Consider the following 21,661-nt stretch of genomic DNA (forward strand, 5'->3'; position numbering starts at 1 on the left):
TAAGTTTAAAGTTAAGGTGCATGTGTAAGGTCCATCTAGTTCGCCGCCAAGCGAGATGCCTGGTCGCATTCATCAATGCGTGATGCAATTCACCGGAGAGACTGAAAAGTGAAACTCGGAACCGTCGCCGCAGTGGCAGGTGCACTCCTGACCCCCATCGCCAACGCCACCCTGGCGGACACGACCGGCATCCCCAAACATGCCGAAACCGCGATGATAGATATCGCAGGCCACCAGGTACCCGTCGTCAAAGGCGGTTTGTACGACCGATACCGCTCCAACCCTCCCCTGTCGGTGATCCAGGCCGAAGCGCCAGGCATGGACCTCAGTTGGTTCAAAGGCCTGGAAAAGACCAAGGTCGATATGGGCTTCGAGTCGTACTCGCCCAACTTCTACTACAAGAACAGCCGGTTTACAGCGGTTTACACCGCAGACCTCGATCGCCTGCGCGAGCTGATGCCTGTCGAAGTACTCAAGCAGGTTCAACCCTTGCAAGTTTGGCCAGGCCGCGGCCTGATCGCTTTCACGGCTTACACCTACGATTATTGCGACAACGACAGCTACAACGAAATTGCCTTGTCGATCATCACCAACAAACCAGGCAAGTCCAATCTCGGGCCATTCAGCTTGATCGGGCAATCCATGTCCAAGGACTTCTGGGGCTACGTGCTCAAATTGCCGGTAAATACCGAGCTTGCCCGTGTCCGTGGCGTAGTGGGCTACAACCTGCCGAAATGGCTGACAGAGATCAACCGCCGAGAGGACGCCGCGACCGTATCCTATGACATCGTCGACGCGCAGACTGGCAATATCGATGTCGTCTTTAGGGTAAAAAAGCTCGAGGACGTATCCAATGAAGCCGGCCTGGTGACTAACAGCTTCACCAACCTCGATCACGCTGGACAGCTGAGTTATGGCTATGCGACGTCTCGGCAGACCCGTCATGGATCGAGCATGAGCGCTGACTCGGCTCACCTGGTGCTCGGCGACGGTAGCCTGTCGACGTACATCCGTTCTTTAAAGTTGGGCAAGATGGTGAAATACGAATACGTGCCCGAGTTCCAGAGCGCCCTCTATGCTCCAAAGCCGCTGGCAGCATTGAATAGCGGTAACTGAACGCTCTATCAGCGCCGGCCCCTGAGCCGGCGCCCTGCTCCGCATCAGACGCTGGCATGCTTCACTTGGCAGGTGAAGCGCCCACCTTGTTCAAAGCGATGTCTTCGCGCAGACGGCCAAGCACCCGTTGGGTGTTGTCTACGCACGGCATGCCGTCTGGCTTGCTTTCAATGCCGTCGATCACCACCAGCAACTGTTCCTTGTTGCGAGCCAAGCGTTGCTGCAGCACCTCGATCTCCTCGACCTTGCGCTTCAACCCGGAAAGTAGCTCGTCATGACGCCAACCTTGCGAACTCATCGGCAACAGGTGCCGGATTTCTTCCAGAGTAAACCCTGCTGCCTGGGCGCTGGTGATCATCTCCAGTATCCAGACGGCATCATCGGAATAGTCGCGGTAGCCATTGGCCTTGCGCTCAACTGATTGAATCAGCCCACTTGCCTCGTAGAAACGAATGCGCGAAGCGGCAAGACCCGTGATTTTCGCAAGCGCTCCAATCCTCATACCACACCTTCACAGAAGTTCTGACCTTAAAGCTCACTTTAACCCCCCGGGCACCCGAGAGCCAACTTCCATGATCTCCAATCGTGGGCCTGATCAAATCGGCCCAACCCGCCATCCCGCGCCTACTCTTACGATAAGGACTTGACCTTAAAGTTTACTTTAAGCCTAAGGTAAGTACCTGGGCTACATGGACTTTGCTGTACCGCGCCCAAGGGCGGCAGCCACAGCGTCGCGCCCGGCATACGTAAACGGGCCATCATCATCGCAGTTAGTAGAGAGAAACCTTCTACCGAGGTTTCCAGGAGACCAAATGCAAACCGTTTTAGGCGCAACTGGCCAGATAGCCATAGAGCTGGCACGGGAACTGAACCGGACATTTACCGAAGATATCAGGCTGGTCAGCCGTAATCCGCGCAAAGTCAGCGACTCTGACACGCTGATTGCGGCGGACCTGCTAGACGCCAGCCAGGCGGCCAAGGCCGTAAAGGGTAGCAGCATCGTTTATTTCACGGCCGGACTCCCGCCAGATACACAGCTTTGGGAAACGCAGTTTCCAGTGATGCTGCGGAACGCGCTTGATGCGGCTCGCGCATCCGATGCCAGTTTCGTCTATTTCGACAACACGTATATGTACCCGCAGGATGATCGTCTGCTGACGGAGGACACGCCCTTCGAACCGGTCGGTCGTAAAGGGCAGGTTCGTGCGCGAATGGCATCGATGGTGTTGCAGGAGATGGCGCGAGGCGACATTCCTGTGGTCATAGGGCGAGCTCCAGAGTTCTATGGGCCCGGCAAAACGCAGAGCATCACCAATACCCTGGTCCTCGACAACATGAAGGCCGGCAAGACGCCACGCGTCCCTGTGCGAGACGATACTCAGCGAACACTCATCTGGACGCCGGATGCAAGCCGGGCACTGGCAGCGCTGGGGAACACGCCAGATGCGTTCGGGCAAACCTGGCACCTGCCCTGTGACGATGAGCGGCTGACCTACAAACAACTTGTCACGCTGGCTTCTCAGATCTCTGGCAAGGACGCTACTTATAAAATTCTAGGCAAATTGACCCTGACAGCTGTAGGCCTGATATCCAAGCAAGTTCGTGAGCTGCGGGAGCTGCTGCCACGGTACGAGCACGACAACCTGTTCGACTCTTCGAAGTACAAGCAGCGTTTTCCCGATTTCAAAGTCACGACTTACCATCAAGGGCTCACTCAGATCTTCAATGTGTCTGGTAGCTGCTGAGACGGCTCCATAGCGAGGGTTGAAGTCGATGACGCATTGGAGATGGCGGAACAAACAGAGGTCTCAAAATGTATAGCGACGGTCGAGGTATGACCGTCGCTATACGACCCAAACTGGACATCGATTTGAACAAGCAGTCATGTTCAATGGCCCAAGCTTGCCGTATTGCCTCTCCTTCAAAGTGTACTTCGACAAATCGCAGTAACGACGTAGTCCCCCATAGCCTTCCTAGCCTGCAGCGTAGCGCTGCCTATGTGCGGCTGAAGCACTACGTTATCCAGGTCAAACAAGCTGGTGGGCACTTGCGGTTCATTTGCGAACACGTCCAAGGCCGCCCCTGCAAGTCGCCCATCCTGCAAGCGAGCAACCAGTTCCACTTCGTCGATCACGCTTCCCCGCGCCACGTTTACAATCACCCCTTTCGCGCCAAGCGCTTCCAGCACTGGCGCATTGACCAGGCGTGACGTCGCACTTCCTCCTGCGGCAGCGAGGATAAGAATGTCACTGTCCGCGGCCAGGCTGCCAGCGTCGGGGTAATAGGTGTAACTGCAGCCCTGCAGCTCATTGCGGTTGTGATACGCCAGCTTGACTCCGAACGGCAGTAGGCGACTGGCAATCGCTTGGCCGATACGGCCGAGACCTATGATGCCGACGCGCAGCCCTCGCAACGTGGTGCCTAGCAATGGGAATGCGGCCTCGCGCCACTGGCCCGCCCGAACGAAGCGGTCAGCCACGCAAACCTGACGCAGCAAGCTCAAGAGCAAAGCTATTGCTTGGTCCGCCACGGCATCCGTGAGGATATCGACCGTCGTCTCGACCCGAATGCCGCGGGCTTTCGCCTGGTCCAGATCAATGCAATCAACGCCCACACCGTTGACAGCGATCAATGACAGGTTGACCAGTGCGCGCATGACTGGGGTTGGCACCCCCACTACTCCGTTGGTCACCACCGCACGGAAACGTTCCGGCCGGTCGGCTAGAACAGCCTCCAGGGCATGCGAATCAAAAGCACGTACCAAGTCGAACTGCCTGGCGAGCTGACTTTCGTGCTCGTCGAGCAACGGCGCCAGCATCAGCAGGGCCTGGCGCGGGCTTGCTCCGTGATTGATGTTCATGCTGCCTCCAGGTTCAACTGCGCGCGGGGCTGCGAGTCGGGCCGCTTCAACATCGCGGCGGGGATCGCCATGATCAATGCTCCACTGATGAACAGGCACAGGCCCAAGACATAAGTGCCGTTGTTGATGTCGCCGGTGAGGTTCTCCGCCACTGCTGTAATCATCGAACCGGTGAAACCGGACAGGTTGCCGAACGCGTTGATCATGCCTATGCCTGCCGCAGCTGCGACACCTGAGAGCACCGTGCCCGGCAACGTCCAGAAGATAGGCATCAGGCTGAGCACCCCGGATGCCGCCACGGTCAGGAACACGATTGAAAGGACAACGTTGTGTGCGAAAACAGCACTCAGGATCAACCCGCAGCCACCGATGAACGCCGGGATCGCGGCATGCAGCCGGCGTTCACCAGTGCGGTTGGAGTGGCGCGCGTTGAGGAACATGGCGATCACCGCAACGCCATAGGGGATGGCGGTCAGCAAGCCGATTTCCAGGGTGCTGGTCACTCCCGCGCTCTTGATGATCGACGGCATCCAGAAGGCCAGGCCATAAAAACCTGTGTTGAACGTGAGCAAGATGAATACGAGCAGCCAAACACGTGGGCTGAAGAAGACATCTTTGAGGCGTGAAACCTTGCCGTGCTCCTCTTGCTTCAAGTTGGCTTTGAGCAGTTCCTTTTCCTGCTGGGACAACCAAGCCGCCTTGTCGATGTTGTCGCACAAGCAGCAATAAACGATGGCCGCCATGATCACCGACGGTACACCCTCGACCAGCAGCATCCACTGCCAACCGGCCATACCATGCCAGCCATCCATGCTGGTCATGAGCCAGCCAGACAAAATGCCGCCCAGCGTCAGGCTGACAGGCATTGCCATCAGGAAACCAGACATCACCCGGCTTTGCCGATGGGTCGGGAACCAGTAGTTGAGGTAAAGAATCACTCCCGGGAAGAAGCCTGCCTCACAGATACCGAGCAGGAAGCGCAGCACGTAAAACATGGTACTGGACTCGACATGGAAGAACGCGGCAAGTGGCTGGGTAAATGCCACAGCCATGGAGATGATGGCCCAGCTCAGCATGATGCGGGCGATCCAGAACCGCGCGCCGTATCGATGCAGCAACAAGTTGCTCGGGACTTCAAACAGAAAGTAGCCCCAGAAGAAAACGCTCGCGCCCAAGGCGTAGACCGTATTACTGAACTGCAGATCCTCCAGCATGCTCAGTTTCGCGAAGCCGATATTCACCCGGTCGAGATAGGCCGCCATGTAACACAGCAACAGGACAGGCAGGATTCGTATGATTACCTTGCGATAGGTGCGATCTTCGAAAGCCTGATCGCGCATGGGGTCGACAACTTGATGAGCCATAACCAACCTCTTGGCATGTCGTGCACGCCTGATTGTTCTTATTTAGAGAGCATCGGGCACGAGTGCCCGATGGTAGTACCTGTCAGCAAATCGGTTCGCGGCTGGGCTGACCATCGACCAGCCGCAGCAGCCCTAGTGGATTGGCGTCGCGCAGGGCTTCGGGCAACAGCGCATCGGGGAAGTTCTGGTAGCACACCGGGCGCAGGAAGCGGTCGATCGACAGTGTGCCAACTGAGGTGCCACGGCTGTCAGAAGTGGCTGGGTACGGGCCGCCGTGCACCATGGCGTCGCAGACCTCGACACCGGTCGGGTAGCCGTTGACGAGGATCCGACCGGCCTTCTGTTCCAGTACCGCTACCAGTGGGGCGGCAGCGGCCAGATCGCTCTGCTCGCCGATCAGCGTGGCGGTCAGTTGCCCACCCAGTGCATGCAGTGCAGCAAGCAACTGGGCCTGGTCGGCCAGTTCTACCACTACCGTGGCCGGGCCAAAGACTTCTTCTTGCAGTAACGGCTCACCCTCGAGCAGCAACCGCGCATCTGCCGCGAACAGTTGCGGCCAGGCCTGGTTGCCCTGCTGTTCGGCACCCGCTAGATGGCGAATGCCGGGCAGTGCCTTGAGGGTAGCCACACCGTGGGCATAGCTGGCCAAGGTGCCTTTGTTAAGCATGGTTTGCGGTGACTGGTCGGCTACCTGCGCACGCATGTGTTCGACAAAGGTGCTGAATTCGGGAGAGCGCACGCCCAGTACCAAACCGGGATTGGTGCAGAACTGCCCACACCCAAGCACCACCGAGGCGACCAGCTCGCAGGCCACGGCCTCGGCGCGAACCGCCAGCGCGCCGGGCAATACCAGCACCGGGTTGATACTGCTCATTTCGGCGAAAACCGGGATCGGTTGTGGCCGCGCCGCGGCCATGTCGCAAAGGGCACGGCCGCCCTTGAGCGAGCCGGTGAAGCCAACCGCCTGAATGGCAGGGTGTTTGACCAAGGCCTCACCCACGCCACCACCGAAAATCATGTTGAACACGCCGGCAGGCATGCCACAACGCTCGGCGGCCCCTACAATCGCCTCGGCCACCCATTGCGCAGTCCCCATGTGGCCGCTGTGGGCCTTGAACACCACTGGGCAGCCTGCAGCCAGGGCTGCGGCGGTATCGCCACCGGCGGTGGAAAACGCCAGAGGGAAGTTACTGGCGCCAAATACCGCCACCGGCCCCAGGCCCATGCGGCACTGGCGGATATCCAGCCGTGGCTGCGGGGTGCGCTGGGGCTGTGCGCGGTCGATACGCGCACCGGCGAAATCACCTCGGCGCAACACAGAGGCAAACAACCGCAACTGACCGCTGGTCCGCGCCCGCTCGCCCAAGATTCTTGCTGCTGGCAAGGCGGTCTCGCTACATACGGTATCAATGAAGTCATCGTCCAGCGCATCCAGCGCATCGGCAATGGCATCGAGGAATTCGGACCGGCGCAGAGCGGGCAACGCCCGGTAGATCGGATAGGCAGCGGCAGCGGCTAGAGCAGCCGCATCCACTTCTTGCTCGGTAGCTTGGAAAAACGCACCAGGTAGCGCCTGCCCGGTGTGCGCATCCACGCTATGCAATGAAGCAGTCCCGGTAGCACGGCGGCTACCGCCGATGAATTGTTGGCCTGCAAATGAAGTCATGAAGGGTCCCTTCGCGTCGCGTAAGACAGTGGGCACTAATCTATGCGGCTCTGCGATTCTTGCCCAATGGCTTTTGGGGATCATCTGATAACCGCTTGTTATCAGTCCAACTGCACCCTTCGTGCGTTGGCCAGCAGTATCTCGGCAAACTCCAACGCCGCGCCGGTCAAGGGCTCGCCTTTGCGGGTCAAGATGCCGTAATCCTGGGGATCCAGGTGCAGCGGCGTATCGAGGTTGATAAGTACCCCGCTGGCAAGATGTGGCTCGACCATCGCCTGGGGCAGCATGCCGATCATCGGGCCGCCCAACAGCACCTTGAGGAAGGTCTGCATCGAAATGGTGTCGATGGTGTTGCGCGGCACCGCGACCCCGGCCTCGGCGAACGCGCGTTCCATGCGACCACGAATTGGCGTGCCCTTCGGGTAGAGGATCCACGGCCACTCGAGCAACTGAGGCAGCGTCACCGGCCCGGCATCGCTCAAAGGATGCTGGTCGTTGACCACGAAGCAGAACGGCTCCGGCGCCAGCGGCTGGAAGTCGAAGCGCTGGTGCTGCGCCACATCGGTGAATCGTGCTACCGCCAGGTGCAGGTTCTTGTCCTCCAGCATCGCCATGAGATGGTCGCTGGTCTGCTCCACCACCTCAATCGATAGCAACGGCTTGCGCTGCTTTATCTCGACGATGGCTTCTGGCAGCGCTACGGCGGTGGCGGCAAAGATGCCGCCAATCTTCAGATGCCCGTGGCCGCCTTGGCGCAGGCTGTCGATCTGGTCGACGAAGGTGCGCGCATCATTGAGTGCGACCTGGGCATAGCGCACCACCTGCTCGCCCAGGGCGGTGGGCGGCATGCTGCGTGGCAGACGCTCGAACAGGGCGAAGCCGAGCAGGTTCTCGATCTCCTTGAGCATCTTGCTGATCGCCGGCTGGCTGAGGTTCATCTGCTGAGCTGCCAGATGCATGTTGTGTGTGCGACCGAGTGTGTCGATGAGCAGAAGGTGGCGGAATTTAAGCCAGTTGCAGACGTGAGAAAAAGATAGGTCCGACATGAATCCACCTTGGGGCAATAACCACATGTTATCGAATAGTGAAAAGATGCCATTGGAGTTTATCGCACGGTTTGCCCTAGCGTTCAGCTTTCAGATCCAGGAGACCTAGATGCCATGCCGATAACGCTCACTTCCGCTAATACTCTTCCCGAGGACAACCTGGCCGGCACCCTTGTCGGCCGCGCCTGGACGCCCGGTGAACCCGGCGGCCCCTCGCCGATAGTGTTGCGTAATGACGGTGTGTTCGACCTCTCCGAACGCTTCGCCACCCTCAGTCAGTTGCTTGAGCATGAAGATCCGCTACAGGCAGTACGCAGCACGCCGGGCCAGTTTCTGGGTAGCGTCGAGGCGCTGCTGAGCAACAGCGGTGCCGCCTTCGATGCCAGCAAGCCCTATCTGCTCGCGCCAGTCGACCTGCAAGTCATCAAAGCCGCAGGCGTGACATTCGCCGCCAGCATGATCGAACGGGTGATCGAGGAGCAAGCCGGCGGCGACGCCAGCAAAGCCGAAGCGGTGCGTGCCACAGTACGCACGGTGATCGGTGACAACTTGCGTGCGGTGCGGCCAGGCTCTCAACAGGCAATGGCGTTGAAAGCACTGCTGCTGGAAAAGGGAATGTGGTCCCAATACCTGGAAGTCGGGATCGGTCCGGATGCGGAAATCTTTACCAAAGCACCTGTGCTGGCTGCTGTCGGCAGCGGCAGCGCAATCGGCGTGCACCCGAAATCGGCATGGAACAACCCCGAACCGGAGGTGGTGCTGGCGGTCGACAGCCGCGGCCGGATTCATGGCGCGACCTTGGGCAACGACGTCAACCTGCGCGACTTCGAGGGCCGCAGCGCACTGCTGCTGAGCAAGGCCAAGGACAATAATGCCTCTTGCGCCGTCGGCCCGTTCATTCGCCTGTTCGATGAGACCTTCGACTTGGACACTGTGCGCCGCTGCGTGGTCGATCTGGAAGTCCAGGGTCGCGATGGCTACCGCCTGCTTGGCAGCAGTTCGATGGACCAGATCAGCCGCGACCCCGAAGATCTGGTGCGGCAGACCCTCAACGAAAATCATCAGTACCCAGACGGCTTCATGCTGTTTCTCGGCACGCTTTTCGCCCCCACCGAGGACCGCGACCAGCCGGGTGCCGGCTTCACGCACAAACCCGGCGATCACGTGCGCATTGCCAGCCCGTTTCTGGGCCAACTGCATAACCAAGTCACGACAAGCGACCAAGCTCGCCCTTGGACCTTCGGTCTCGGCGCGATGATGCACAACCTAGCCGCTCGAGGACTCCTGAAGTAGCAACACTCAGGATTTCCGCCGGGCCCATAACAACAAAAAAGCGAGGCAAGACATGCAAACCCAAGCCAAGGACGCCGTGCCCGACCCGCGTCAGCTGCGCCGGGCGATCTATACCGGCGCAATCGGCAGTGCTCTGGAGTACTACGATTTCGCCATTTATGGGCTAGCCGCGGCGCTGGTCTTCGGCCATATATTCTTCCCCACCCTCGGCACCACAGGCGCCTTGCTCGCCAGTTTCGCCACCTATGGCGCAGGATTCTTGGCGCGACCGTTCGGCGGGCTTTTCTTTGGCTCATTGGGTGACCGCAAAGGGCGCAAGCTGGTCTTGTTGCTGACCATCGCCCTGATGGGTACCGCTACTACCCTGATCGGCCTGCTACCGACTGGCGCCACGGGTGCTGTGCTACTGGTACTGCTGCGCCTGCTGCAAGGTTTTGGTGCGGGTGCCGAACAGACCGGCGCGGCGACACTCATGGCCGAACTGGCTCCGCGTGAGCGACGAGGGTTCTATGCCGCCCTGCCCTTCATTGGGGTATTCAGCGGCCTGGCCCTTGCCACTATCACTTTCCGCGTGATGCAGAGCTCGCTGACACAGGAAGAGTTGCTCGACTGGGGCTGGCGGATCCCCTTCCTGGCCAGCGTAGTGCTGATATTCATGGCCATCTGGATCCGCCTCAAGCTCAAGGAAAGCCCGGTGTTCCAGCAGCTCAGCCAGAACCAGCAAGTGATCGAATCGCCGATGCGCGCCGTGCTGCGTAATGCACGTCGGCCACTGGCAGCGACTACGTTGATGCGCATGGCCGAAACAGGCTGCTCGACCCTCTATGCCACTGTATCCATCGCCTTCCTTACCGGTTTCGCCAGCAGCCATCTCAGCGAGGAAGGTGCCAACCTGGCCACCATTGGTACCAATGCGGTGCTCGTCGCCAGTATCCTCAGCGTATTCACCACCCCATTGTTCGGCGCTCTGTCCGATCGTATCGGACGCCTGGCGGTGTACCGTGGCGGCGCCTTGTTCGGCGCGTTATGGGCATTCCCCTCGTGGTGGATGATCGACAGCGGCAATTCGACATTGGTGTACATCGCGGTGATAGGTGGCTTCACCCTGGCTGCAAATAGCATGCTCGGGGCACAGTGTGCGCATTTCACCGAACTGTTCGGCAACCGCTACCGCTACTCCGGCGTGGCTCTGTCCCGAGAAATCGGCGCGATGCTGTCCGGCGGCGTGGCGCCGCTCCTGGGCATATTCCTGGTCGGTCTGGCCGGTGGTGCCTACTGGGTGCTGGCGCTATACACCCTGGCGCTGACTGGGCTGACCTTGATCGGCACCTGGCTGTCCATCGAAACCTGTGGCCGCGACCTGACGGCACTGGACGACGCAGTGGGAAGTGCGGCTTCATCCCAACACAGCCATTTAGGCGTCGGTGTGCCGCAACGCTAACCAGTGGCCAAAAAATACAAGAGAGATCGATATGACCGATACCCCAAAACGCTCGCTACGCAGTCAGCAATGGTTCGACGACCCGAGCCACGCCGACATGACTGCGCTGTACGTGGAGCGTTACATGAACTACGGCCTGACCCGCGCTGAACTGCAATCGGGGCGGCCGATCATCGGCATCGCCCAGACCGGAAGCGACTTGACGCCCTGCAACCGCCATCACCTGGAACTGGCTCAGCGGGTCAAGGCCGGTATCCGTGATGCGGGCGGCATTCCGATGGAGTTCCCGGTACACCCGATCGCCGAACAGAGCCGTCGGCCCACCGCCGCGCTCGACCGCAACCTGGCGTACCTGGGACTGGTGGAGATCCTCCACGGCTACCCGCTGGACGGTGTGGTGTTGACCACCGGCTGCGACAAGACCACTCCAGCTTGCCTGATGGCCGCCGCCACCACCGACCTGCCGGCCATTGTGCTGTCCGGCGGACCAATGCTAGACGGCCATCACAAGGGCCAACTGATCGGCTCGGGCACGGTGCTGTGGCATGCGCGCAATCTGATGGCTGCCGGCGAAATCGACTACGAAGGCTTCATGGAAATGACCACCGCTGCTTCACCGTCGGTAGGCCACTGCAACACCATGGGCACGGCGCTGTCGATGAACGCCCTGGCCGAAGCCCTGGGCATGTCGCTGCCCGGTTGCGCCAGCATCCCCGCGCCCTATCGGGAACGCGGGCAAATGGCCTACGTCACCGGCAGACGCATCTGCGAACTGGTAATGCAAGACGTACGCCCCTCATCGATCATGACCCGCGAAGCATTCGAGAACGCCATCGCAGTAGCCTCGGCCCTGGGCGCCTCAAGCAATTGCCCGCCCCACTTGATCGCTATTGCCCGGCACATGGGCATCGAGTTGTCGCTCGACGACTGGCAGCGCATCGGTGAAGACGTGCCGCTGCTGGTCAACTGCATGCCAGCGGGCAAGTACCTGGGTGAAGGTTTCCACCGTGCCGGCGGCGTACCGGCGGTGATGCACGAGCTGCGCAAGGCAGGTCGCCTGCATGAAGCCTGCGCTACGGTAAGCGGCAAGACCATCGGCGAGGTGGTCAGCGACACCGTCACCAGCAACCGCGACGTGATCCTGCCGTTTGACGAGCCGCTCAAGCACAGCGCTGGTTTCATCGTTCTCAGCGGCAATTTCTTCGACAGCGCGATCATGAAGATGTCGGTAGTCGGCGAAGCCTTCCGCAAGACCTACCTGTCCGAGCCAGGCAAGGAAAACAGCTTTGAGGCGCGGGCCATCGTGTTCGAGGGCCCCGAGGACTACCACGCCCGCATCGACGACCCAGCACTGGACATCGACGAGCGTTGCATCCTGGTGATCCGTGGCGCCGGCACCGTGGGTTACCCGGGCAGTGCTGAAGTGGTCAACATGGCGCCACCGGCGGCGCTGATCAAAAAAGGCATCGACTCGTTGCCGTGCCTGGGCGACGGTCGCCAGAGCGGCACCTCGGCCAGCCCGTCGATTCTTAACATGTCGCCGGAAGCGGCGGTCGGGGGCGGCCTGGCACTCCTTCAGACCAATGACTTGCTGCGTGTCGACCTCAACCAGCGTCGCGTCGACCTGCTGGTAGACGATAACGAAGTGGCGCGCCGTCGCGCTGCCTGGAAGCCGAACATCCCAGCCTCTCAGACACCGTGGCAAGAGCTCTACCGCCAATTGGTCGGGCAGTTGTCCACCGGTGGTTGCCTGGAACCGGCCACCCTGCACATGCGTGTGATCGCCCGTGAAGGTGGGACGCCGCGGCATTCCCATTGAGCGGCCTTTAGGACTTGGGTCTGCCACCGTATCGAGTAAAGGTGGCAGATCCACGGTTGGGTTCGATGAGTTGCTCAGGATGGCAAGTAAAGTGCATTCCTGTAGTTTCGGGCTCCGCTAGAAGTTCCACTCCTCAGCCCGAACTAGCCGGCAGAACGGCCCGTCAAGCGTTGCATTGTGATGGGCAACGATGTCCTTAGCTTTCATCATTGGCGTGTCTGAACAGGTATGACCTTCGGCGACAAGTACCGCATCAAAGCCAACGTCACGAGCAGCACGGCAGGTGCTGTCTACACAGTATTGAGTTTTCATGCCAGTGATGACCACACCGGTAGCCCCGCGAGACCGCAAATTGTCCGCCAGGCCAGTCATTTCGAAGGCGTTGGCTCGCCGCTTTTCGAATACCACCTCTCCACCCAGAAGCTTCAGTTCTTGCGCAACCATCGTCAACGGGCTGTCTGGTTCGATTGGAGATCCCGCAGGCCCGATGTGGCGCGCGAGAAAAATCGGAGCGCCAGCGCTTCGTGCCTTGTCCGATCTCTTATTTGACCAAGGTGATGGGTAAATCCGAGAGCTGAATCACCTTTGCCGCGACAGACCCCAGAAAAATCCCTGCCAAAAAACCATTGCCATGCGAACCCAGGATGATGCTGTCACATCCAAGGAAATGCGCACACGCCACAATTTGACTGGCTGCATCGCCTTGCAAGCTATGGAGTGTGAATGCAATCCCTTCTTGCTTCAGAAGCACCTCAGCCTTTCGTGAATCCTCGGCACTTCTATCCCCATAGTAGCGATCACGCTCATCCTCGCTCATGCCATTTGCGATTCGAGTGGGTAAAAGTGGCTGTACATTCAACAGATGTACCTCAACATTACCGCCCAGCAACCCACCCTCTTGGATAAGCCCAATAAGGTAACGCACGGCGCGTTCCGAATGCTCGGAACCATCGACCGCAACCAGTATTTTGTGCATGTTCCAAATCCTCTTTCAGGTCATGAAGGTGCTTGTCGTTCCGGGTGCCGCCAGCATTCAACCCGTTCTACTCGGACAAGCGGATTCGAATCTGTTTTTCTATCTCGATAACCGCAAATAGCGCAACGCCAACCCCGATGATCAGCAAGCCATCAAGGAAGGGGATTGCCTGCGTTGCAAATACCTTTTGCAGCGGTGGCGCATACGTGATGGCGAACTGAGCGAAGGTAATCACCATGACGGTGATCCACACGACCTTGGTGCCGCGAATACCCTTCCAGGTAAGCGATGTGCTGTAGAGGTTACGGATGAAGAACAGGTGGAATATTTCCATCACGACTAACGTGTTCACCGCGAGGGTTCGGGCCAACTCAACGGAGTAGCCTCGGTCGAGGGCATAAGAAAAAATGCCATAAACACCGCAGAGGAAAAGAATGGAAACAAGCACCATATGCCAGACCAAGGCTGCGCTTATGAGTGGTTCCTTACGTGAACGGGGCGGCCTGAGCATGGTGTTTTCTTCGGTGGGCTCGAACGCGAGCGCGATGCCGAGGGTCACTGCGGTTATCAGGTTGATCCACAGAATCTGTATCGGCGTCACCGGCAGCGTAATGCCGAGGAGCAGCGCGACAATGATGGTCATGGTCTCGCCTGCGTTGGTAGGCAGCGTCCAGCTCAACACTTTCTTGATGTTGTCATAGACTGTTCGGCCTTCGCGTACTGCAGCGACGATGGAGGCGAAGTTGTCATCGGCCAACACCAGGTCTGCGGCCTCCTTGGCGGCCTCACTGCCTTTTCCACCCATGGCTATACCGGCGTCTGCACGCTTTAGCGCCGGTGCGTCGTTAACGCCATCACCGGTCATGGCCACGGTCATGCCGTTCGATTGCAGCAGCATTACCAACCTGAGCTTATGTTCGGGGCTGGTGCGAGCAAAAATGTTGATGCCCTTTACCGCCTCCTTGAGGGCGGCATCGTTCATGGCGTCCAGGTCCACCCCAGTCAGCACCTTGTCGGGATTTTGCAAGCCTATCTGGCGACCGATAGCGGCGGCGGTACCGTCATGATCGCCAGTGATCATTTTTACGGCAATGCCCGCTTTTTGGCATTGCTGAACCGCCTTTAACGTCTCGGGTCTAGGTGGATCAATCAGACCGACCATGCCCAGCAACGTCAACTTTCCTTGCACGTCCCCGAACGCCAACACGGTGTGCTCGGGCCGAACCGGCCTTACTGCAAACGCCAATACACGCTGCCCCTTGGCAGCAATGGCGTTCGCCTTTGCGTGCCAGTAGTCCACATTGAGCGGTTCAGTCTCGCGAGTGCTTGCAAGCTGATGCGTGCACATGGCCAGTAGCTGCTCTGGCGCGCCTTTCACGTAGATGGAGGCATGTCCATCATGATTGTGATGCAGTGTCGCCATGAAGCGGTGTTTAGCGTCAAACGGTATGGCATCAGTGCGGGGCCAAGCCCGACGATCCTCATTTCGATCAATTCCGGTTTTCCCGGAGAATGCCAGCAATGCCCCCTCCATCGGATCACCTTCCACCGTCCATACATCGTCATGCAGGCGCAGTACGGCATCGTTGCAAAGACCTGCTGCTCGTCCCAGTTCAGACAGCTTGGGGTGAGACGATAGGTCAATTAACTGATCGGCAAGACTGATGCTTCCCGCGGGCTGATAACCCGTGCCATCGACCGTGAAGACCAGATCGTTCGTGACGACCGTTGCCACCATCATTTCGTTGCGGGTCAGTGTACCGGTCTTGTCAGTGCAGATGACGGATACCGAGCCTAGTGTTTCGATGGTAGGCAGACGGCGCACGATGGCGTTACGTCGAGCCATTGCCCGAACGCCCACGGCCAGCGTAATGGTAAGGACGGCAGGCAGACCTTCAGGTATCGCCGCTACCGACATCCCCACCACGACCATGAAGATCTCGTTGAAGGCGTAGTGCCCGACATAATGGCCGAACACGAGCAATAAGCCGCCCACTAACAAAATCAGGATCGTCAGCCAGCGGGCAAACACGTTCATTTGCTGCACCAGCGGAGTGGTCAGCGTTTCTACACCTGCAAGCAGAGTGCTGATGCGTCCGATCTCGGCTGCTGCTGCGGTCGCCACTACAACGCCTGTTGCTTGTCCGCAAGTCACGAGCGTACCGCTGAACGCCATGCAAGTTCGATCACCCAAAGCTGCGTCAAGGGGCACTGATTGGGTATGTTTTTCTACGGGTACGGATTCACCGGTAAGAATGGCTTCCTGAATGTGAAGCCTGTTCGCGTGCAGCAAGCGTAAATCAGCAGGGACTTTGTCTCCCGCCTCCAGCAATACGATATCGCCCGGTACCAGTTCCTCACCCGCAATACTCAAGCGTTCGCCTGCGCGAATCACTGCGGCGCGCGGTGCCAGCATCTGCCGGATAGCATCCATCGCCTTTTCTGCTTTGCCTTCCTGAATGTAGCCAATGATTGCGTTTGCAATTACCACCGCCAGGATCACTACCGTATCCCACAGATGTTGCAGCATCGCGGTAATCGCAGCGGATCCCAAAAGCACGTAAATCAGGATGTTGTGAAATTGCAGCAAGAATCGAAACCAGGCCGGGCGCCGTGCTGCCTGTGGCAGGCGATTGAAACCAGCGCGGTCAAGACGGGCTTGAACCTCGGCAACCTCCAGTCCGACAGGCGCATTGACCTCGAGCAGGTTTGTCACCTGCTCGGCTGGCAGGGTGTGCCAGGCCACGGAATGCGCAGGGATTGGTGTTTGCTCAACGACTGCGTCGACCACCGGCGTTTTCAATGAGACTCCCCTGTGCGCACAGCTCGACTGTAACGGGCTTAGGTGGACATGAGCGGTCGTCGCTGTATCAGCATGCTGATAAATCGCTCGTCACGCTTAGGTTCTCTTTGCCATCTAGCTGATACGAACTAAAAGAAACATGCAACCGACAGCTTGATGACTATTGACCTGAATCAACCAGAAGCGCCGGCAAGGTGAACTGCACTTGGGCGCCAGGACTTTGCTTGGGGCTGGCCCAGAAGCGGCCTCCGTGGCTGTCGATGATCGAGCGGCAGATCGACAGCCCCATGCCCAGGCCGGTCGCCTTGGTGGTGTAAAAAGGCTCGAAAACCTGTTCTACGTTTTCCACTGCAAATCCGGGCCCGCTGTCCGCCACTGTTACCCGCACCCCCTCCTGGTCGAGGGCCGTGCTTATTTGCAGCTTACGAACGCCTTCAACCTCGATCATCGCTTCCAGCGCGTTGAGGATCAGGTTCAGCAGCACCTGCTGCAACTCAACACGGTCGACCAGCACCTGCGGCAAGCCCTCGGCAAGGGTGGTATGCACCTGTACTTTTCCCCTCACGGCCTCGCCACGGGTAAAGTCGACCATCTCCAGCACCACGGCGTTGACGCCCACCGCGTGCTTCTGCGGCGGGGTTTTGCGGATCAGCTCACGAATACGGCCCAGCACCTGCGCCGCGCGGTTGGCATCCTTGATGATCCGTCCCAGCCCCAGGCCTACTTCATCCAGCGCCGGTGGCTTTGCGCTCAACCAGCGGATGGCGGCATTGGCATTGGTGACCGTGGCAGCGATCGGCTGGTTGACTTCATGGGCGATCGAAGCGGCCAACTGGCCCATGGTGGCGACACGGTTGGCATGCGCCAGTTCGGCCTGTATCTGGCGATTCTTGGCCTCCCGTTCCGCTACCTCGTGATACAGCCTGGCGTTTTCAAGCGAGATGGCGGCTTGTGACGCGACTAGCCGCAACACCGCAATACGCGCGGGGTCGAATACTCCGGCACTGAGATTGTTCTCCAGGTACAGCGCCCCAACCAGCCGCGCCTGATTGCCAAGCGGCAGGCATAGCAGCGACCGGGCCGAGCATCGGCGGATGTAGTCGTCAGCCATGAACGCAGCGTCACCCATGGCGTCGTCCAGACACAGACTTTCCCCCGTGCGCAGTACCTGGTAAAGCACGGATTCGGCCAGCAACGTACTGCTCACCGGTTCGTTGCAAAGCACCACTTCACCCTGCCCCACACTTGCCTGCGCGATGATATGCGGCTCGCTCCCTCTGGCGCGGACCAACACGCCCCGCTCGGCACCGGCTTGCTCGATCGCCGTGTGCAGCACTTGGGTGATCAGTTTCTGCAGATCGACTTCGCCCGACACGGCGCGAGACACTTTGAGCACCGTTGCGAGGTCCAGGTGCTCGACCGGGGTGGCGATGGTAGCCGTGGGGCCTGGCTCCGGCTCGATGCTGCGCAGATAACGATGACGGCTGTCCAGCTGGCGCACCTTGCCATCGGCGCCCCAGCGCAGGTAGCCATAACGCGCATCTCGAAGGTAGACGCGGGCAATCCGGGCAAGCCCGCGGCTGCCGTAGAAACGCGATGCCAACTCGTTTGCAAGCGCCTCGACATGCACGTAGCCGCTGTCACGCGCGAGCTGGATGGCCTGTTCATAGAGGTGCTCAGCGTGGACCACGTGCCCCTGCAAGCGCGCGATTTCGGCCTCCAGCAGCACCTGCCGGCTGGCGAAGGTTTCTGCGCACTGCCGGGCCCAGATCTGCAGCTCGTCATGGTGCTCGGCCAGCGCCTGCAACGTGGCTTCATCAATGCTCTGCCCGGCCGCCAGCGTCAGTGCGGCAAAGAAGTGGTACTCCGCTTCCTCGAAAAACGAGGTGATCACCCATTTAAGCGCCTTGGCCCGCGCCGCACAGGCTTCGGCCGCCGCATAGTCACCTGCCAGGTAGCGCGCCTGCAGCTTGCGCACCCAGTATTTGCCGGCCGCCAAGGCAAGGTCCGGGGCAGCGTCCAGGTGCTGCTCGAAGCGCGCTTCACTGAAGTGCTCGTCGTTCAGACATCCAAACACCGGCGTTTGCCCGCGCAGCGTGCGGATCAGCGCCAGCTGTGTGTTCATGAAGTCGATCACCAGCCCGAAATGCACTTTTTCTGCGTAGGCCAATCCTTGCTCGGCCTCCGGTTGCATGCTGCCCAGCGGTTCACCAGTGAACAACTGATCGGATATCAGCCCATTGCCTACATAAGCGGCATACGGCAGGTCACCAACCCGATTGGCCGCGACGAAGGCCCGGCGCAGCAACTCGCGACACTCGCTGACCGGCCGCGTCCAGCGCACCACGAACATCGAGAAACACAGGAAAGTACTGGCTTCAAAGCGTTGCAGGCCGCGCCGCTCGACCAGCTCGCAAGCAAGACGCCCGAATCGGTAACCGGTCTGGTAGTCGCCATAGCGCCGGGACACCCGCCCGATATTGGCGTAGAGCATGCACGATGCATCACAGTTGCCATGCTCAAGGCTCAAGCTTACAGCCTTGCATATGGTCAGGCAGGCCAGGTTGGCATTGGTTTGCACGGCCGGGGCGAACAGCTTGCACAAGACATCCAGGGTGGCCAGGGAGGTCGCGTCCTCCATCAGCGGCAGGTCAATCAACTGCTCGATACTACGCGCGCCTACCCGCAACGCGATCTGGTCATATTCACCACGTACCTCGTCATCGCTCGGCCGCGCGACCCAGTGGATGCCCACCTGCCGCAGCCAGGCGAGGCAAACCGCCACCGCGCGATCGCTGCGGTCGAGCATCAGGCAAACATCCATATGCAAGCACGCTACCGCAACGCCTTCAGCTGCGGTCCTGGCGCGCCGAGCCAGGCCGATCAGCCGCGCGTCCGCGCACCCGAGCTGGCCGGTGAGAAACTCGCATTCAGCCCGATTCAGCGCCAGGGCAAAGCCCAATTCATGCGGATAAGCGGCACACGGCCCCTCCAGTAATTGCTCGCCCACGCTCAGGTAGGCCAAGGCCGATCCGTAGGCCGATGCGGCCTTGGCCCGGCGCCCGGCAAGCAGGTTGAGTTCGGCCAACTGCTCGCGTTCGCCAGGGGCATCGATCAGCGTCGCACCGCGGTTGAGCTGCCCGACGATCTCGAAAATGGCTTCCTCGCGGTGCTTGCCCGGCACTTGGTTAGCCAGCAGGCGACCGATGCGCAGGTGCATGGCAGCGCGGTCTTGTTCGGCAATCAGCGAGTAGGCGGCTTCATGAATGCGGTCATGAACGAACGCGCAGGTGCCGTCATGGTGGGCGACCAGCTCCAGCCGGATTGCCGCCCATAAAACCGCCTGTACACGCTCCATCGGCAGATCGAGCACCAGGGCAAGCGTCTGCGTATGCGCCACGTTCCCCAGACAGGCCAGGTGCTGAAGTGCCTGACGGGTTGCCAGCGGCAGTCGGGCGAGCTTGCCAACCATCAGGTCGACGACATTGTCGGTGTAACCCTTGGCATGGATACGCTGCGAATCCCAACGCCAGCGCCGGGCTGCGTGGTCGTAGGCCAGGAGCGACTCCTCGGCCAGCGCCTGGAGAAACTGGATGACAAAAAACGGGTTGCCGGCGGTCTTGTCCTGTACCAGCTGGGCCAGGCCCATCACGCTCGGGGCCGGGCAGTGCAGTGACTCGGCGATCAGCTGTTCGATATGCGGGCGTGCCAGGGGCGCAAGGCGAACCTCATGCACAGGGGCGCCGGCCTGGCGAATCGCCTGGAGCCTGGCGGTCAATGGGTGGTGGGCATCCACCTCGTTGTCGCGGTAGGCGCCCACCACCATCAGATAGCGCAGTTCCGGGTGCGTAAGCAGGTCTTCGAGCAGGTCGAGGGTCGCCGCGTCCAGCCACTGCAGGTCGTCCAGAAAAAGCGCCAGCGGGTGCTCGGCGCGGGCAAACACCGAGATGAAGCGTCTCAATACCAGCAAAAACCGCCGTTGCGCCTGCTGCGGATCAAGCTCCGGCACTGGCGCAGGCTCGCCGATGATCAGCCGCAGCTCCGGGATCAGGTCGGTCATAAGCCGTGCGTGGGGCCCACACGCCGCCAGCAATGCCGTACGCCATCCGGCCAGCACCTCGCTGCTTTTCCCAAGCAACGTGCGCACCAGCCCCTGAAACGCCTGCACCAGGGTGGAATACGGGATATCGCGCTTGTACTGGTCGAACTTGCCACTTGCGAACAGTCCTCGCGGTGGTACCAGTACCTTGTGCAACTCATTGACCACCGAGGATTTTCCGATACCCGAATAACCGGAAACCAGCACCAGCTCCGGCACGCTGCTGCGCACCATGCGAGCGAAGGCATCTTCGAGAATCTGCACTTCGCGTTCGCGACCGTATAGCTTTTCCGGGATCAACAGGCGGTCGGGGGCGCCTTGTTCATCCAGGCTGAAGGCCTTGATGCTCCGGCCTTGTCGCCACTCGGCAAGGCACCGGCGCAGGTCTTGCTCAAGGCCGGCAGCACTCTGGTAGCGATCTTCAGCGGTCTTGGCCAGGAGTTTCATCACCAGTCGGGACAGCAGCGGCGGCACGGTGGCAACGCGCTCGCTGGGTGGCAGTGGTTTGCGAGCAATGTGGCAGTGCACCCACTCCATGGGTTCTGTGGCGCTGAAGGGCAGCGAACCAGTGAGCATCTGGTACAGGCTCACCCCCAGCGCGTAGAGGTCACTGCGTGAGTCTACGGAGCGGTTCATCCGTCCTGTCTGCTCAGGCGCCATGTATGCCAAGGTGCCGGCGATGGTCTCCGGCGGTTCGGGCGCTTGCCGCTCGCGGGGCAAGCGTGACGCCAGGCCGAAACCGGTAAGGCGGACCTTGCCATCGTCGCAGTCAACCAGAATATGGTGGGGTTTGAGGTCCTTGTGCACCAACCCGGCCAAGTGCAGGCGGCCCAAGGCAACGCTAATTGCCACAGCCAGCTCAAGGCAGGTTTCGATGTCCAGCGGTGACATCAGCAAGGCCGACAACGGTTGGCCGCCCGGGTCGCTCAGTACCAGGCGCGGCTTGCCATTGAAGCGCTCCAAGGCCTGGGGCTGCAGCGCCCAGCTACCCTCAAGCTCATCGCGTAGACCATATTCATGTGCCAAGCGGTCGACGGTGGCAGGCGCAGGCTGCTCATTGGCCGGCTGCATCAGCAGCACGCGGGTGCCGTCCGGGCGCCGTAGCCGGCAAAACAGGCGATCACCATCGTTCCACAGGACTTGCTGTTTACCTGGCATGGGTCCGGGCCCCTTCATCA

14 protein-coding genes are annotated in these 21,661 nt (G+C 60.0%); 5 read left to right on the forward strand and 9 right to left on the reverse strand.

Annotated elements, in window-relative coordinates:
* Window positions 1-108 precede the first annotated feature (108 nt).
* Complete coding sequence (locus GST84_17440; GenBank protein XGB14019.1) at window positions 109-1,116, forward strand: acetoacetate decarboxylase (ADC); 1,008 nt, start codon at window positions 109-111, stop codon at window positions 1,114-1,116.
* A gap of 61 nt (window positions 1,117-1,177) precedes the next feature.
* On the opposite strand, the gene GST84_17445 is transcribed toward GST84_17440, so the two are convergent.
* Window positions 1,178-1,618: a MerR family transcriptional regulator gene (locus GST84_17445; GenBank protein ID XGB14020.1), complete on the reverse strand. Its 441-nt coding sequence runs from the start codon at window positions 1,616-1,618 to the stop codon at window positions 1,178-1,180.
* 310 nt (window positions 1,619-1,928) lie between these two features.
* Here GST84_17445 and GST84_17450 point away from each other — a divergent pair, with 310 nt between their 5' ends.
* Complete coding sequence (locus GST84_17450) at window positions 1,929-2,861, forward strand: NAD-dependent epimerase/dehydratase family protein (GenBank protein XGB14021.1); 933 nt, start codon at window positions 1,929-1,931, stop codon at window positions 2,859-2,861.
* A gap of 176 nt (window positions 2,862-3,037) precedes the next feature.
* Here the strand turns inward: GST84_17450 and GST84_17455 are convergent, their stop codons facing one another.
* The 4 genes from GST84_17455 to GST84_17470 all read right to left on the reverse strand — a co-directional run bounded on the left by GST84_17455 (window position 3,038) and on the right by GST84_17470 (window position 8,052).
* Window positions 3,038-3,976 carry a 2-hydroxyacid dehydrogenase gene (locus GST84_17455; protein ID XGB14022.1) on the reverse strand — a complete coding sequence of 313 codons (939 nt, stop codon included), beginning with the start codon at window positions 3,974-3,976 and terminating at the stop codon, window positions 3,038-3,040.
* A complete protein-coding gene (locus tag GST84_17460; GenBank protein XGB14023.1) occupies window positions 3,973-5,340 on the reverse strand; it encodes an MFS transporter in 1,368 nt (455 codons plus the stop codon). The genes GST84_17455 and GST84_17460 overlap by 4 nt, the downstream gene beginning before the upstream one ends.
* A gap of 82 nt (window positions 5,341-5,422) precedes the next feature.
* A complete protein-coding gene (locus GST84_17465) occupies window positions 5,423-7,006 on the reverse strand; it encodes an aldehyde dehydrogenase family protein (protein ID XGB14024.1) in 1,584 nt (527 codons plus the stop codon).
* A gap of 101 nt (window positions 7,007-7,107) precedes the next feature.
* On the reverse strand, window positions 7,108-8,052 hold the full coding sequence (locus GST84_17470; GenBank protein XGB14025.1) for a LysR family transcriptional regulator: 945 nt from the start codon (window positions 8,050-8,052) through the stop codon (window positions 7,108-7,110).
* 114 nt (window positions 8,053-8,166) lie between these two features.
* Here GST84_17470 and GST84_17475 point away from each other — a divergent pair, with 114 nt between their 5' ends.
* From GST84_17475 to GST84_17485, 3 genes are read left to right on the forward strand one after another with little or no spacing between them, the layout of a single operon-like run.
* A complete protein-coding gene (locus tag GST84_17475) occupies window positions 8,167-9,345 on the forward strand; it encodes a fumarylacetoacetate hydrolase (GenBank protein ID XGB14026.1) in 1,179 nt (392 codons plus the stop codon).
* Window positions 9,346-9,397: 52 nt separating this feature from the next.
* Window positions 9,398-10,786 carry an MFS transporter gene (locus GST84_17480; GenBank protein XGB14027.1) on the forward strand — a complete coding sequence of 463 codons (1,389 nt, stop codon included), beginning with the start codon at window positions 9,398-9,400 and terminating at the stop codon, window positions 10,784-10,786.
* 31 nt (window positions 10,787-10,817) lie between these two features.
* The gene (locus GST84_17485) at window positions 10,818-12,605 is read left to right on the forward strand and encodes a dihydroxy-acid dehydratase (protein XGB14028.1); all 1,788 of its coding nucleotides are present in this window, start codon (window positions 10,818-10,820) and stop codon (window positions 12,603-12,605) included.
* 117 nt (window positions 12,606-12,722) lie between these two features.
* On the opposite strand, the gene GST84_17490 is transcribed toward GST84_17485, so the two are convergent.
* The 4 genes from GST84_17490 to GST84_17505 form a co-directional block, all read right to left on the reverse strand.
* A complete protein-coding gene (locus GST84_17490) occupies window positions 12,723-13,172 on the reverse strand; it encodes an isochorismatase family protein (protein ID XGB15796.1) in 450 nt (149 codons plus the stop codon).
* On the reverse strand, window positions 13,147-13,581 hold the full coding sequence (locus GST84_17495) for a universal stress protein (GenBank protein XGB14029.1): 435 nt from the start codon (window positions 13,579-13,581) through the stop codon (window positions 13,147-13,149). The genes GST84_17490 and GST84_17495 overlap by 26 nt, the downstream gene beginning before the upstream one ends.
* 67 nt (window positions 13,582-13,648) lie before the next feature.
* Window positions 13,649-16,372, reverse strand: a complete 2,724-nt coding sequence (locus GST84_17500) for an HAD-IC family P-type ATPase (protein XGB15797.1) — start codon at window positions 16,370-16,372, stop codon at window positions 13,649-13,651.
* A gap of 172 nt (window positions 16,373-16,544) precedes the next feature.
* A complete protein-coding gene (locus tag GST84_17505; protein ID XGB14030.1) occupies window positions 16,545-21,641 on the reverse strand; it encodes an AAA family ATPase in 5,097 nt (1,698 codons plus the stop codon).
* Window positions 21,642-21,661 lie beyond the last annotated feature (20 nt).

It is taken from the genome of Pseudomonas putida (genome assembly GCA_041879295.1).
Lineage (GTDB): Bacteria > Pseudomonadota > Gammaproteobacteria > Pseudomonadales > Pseudomonadaceae > Aquipseudomonas > Aquipseudomonas putida_Y.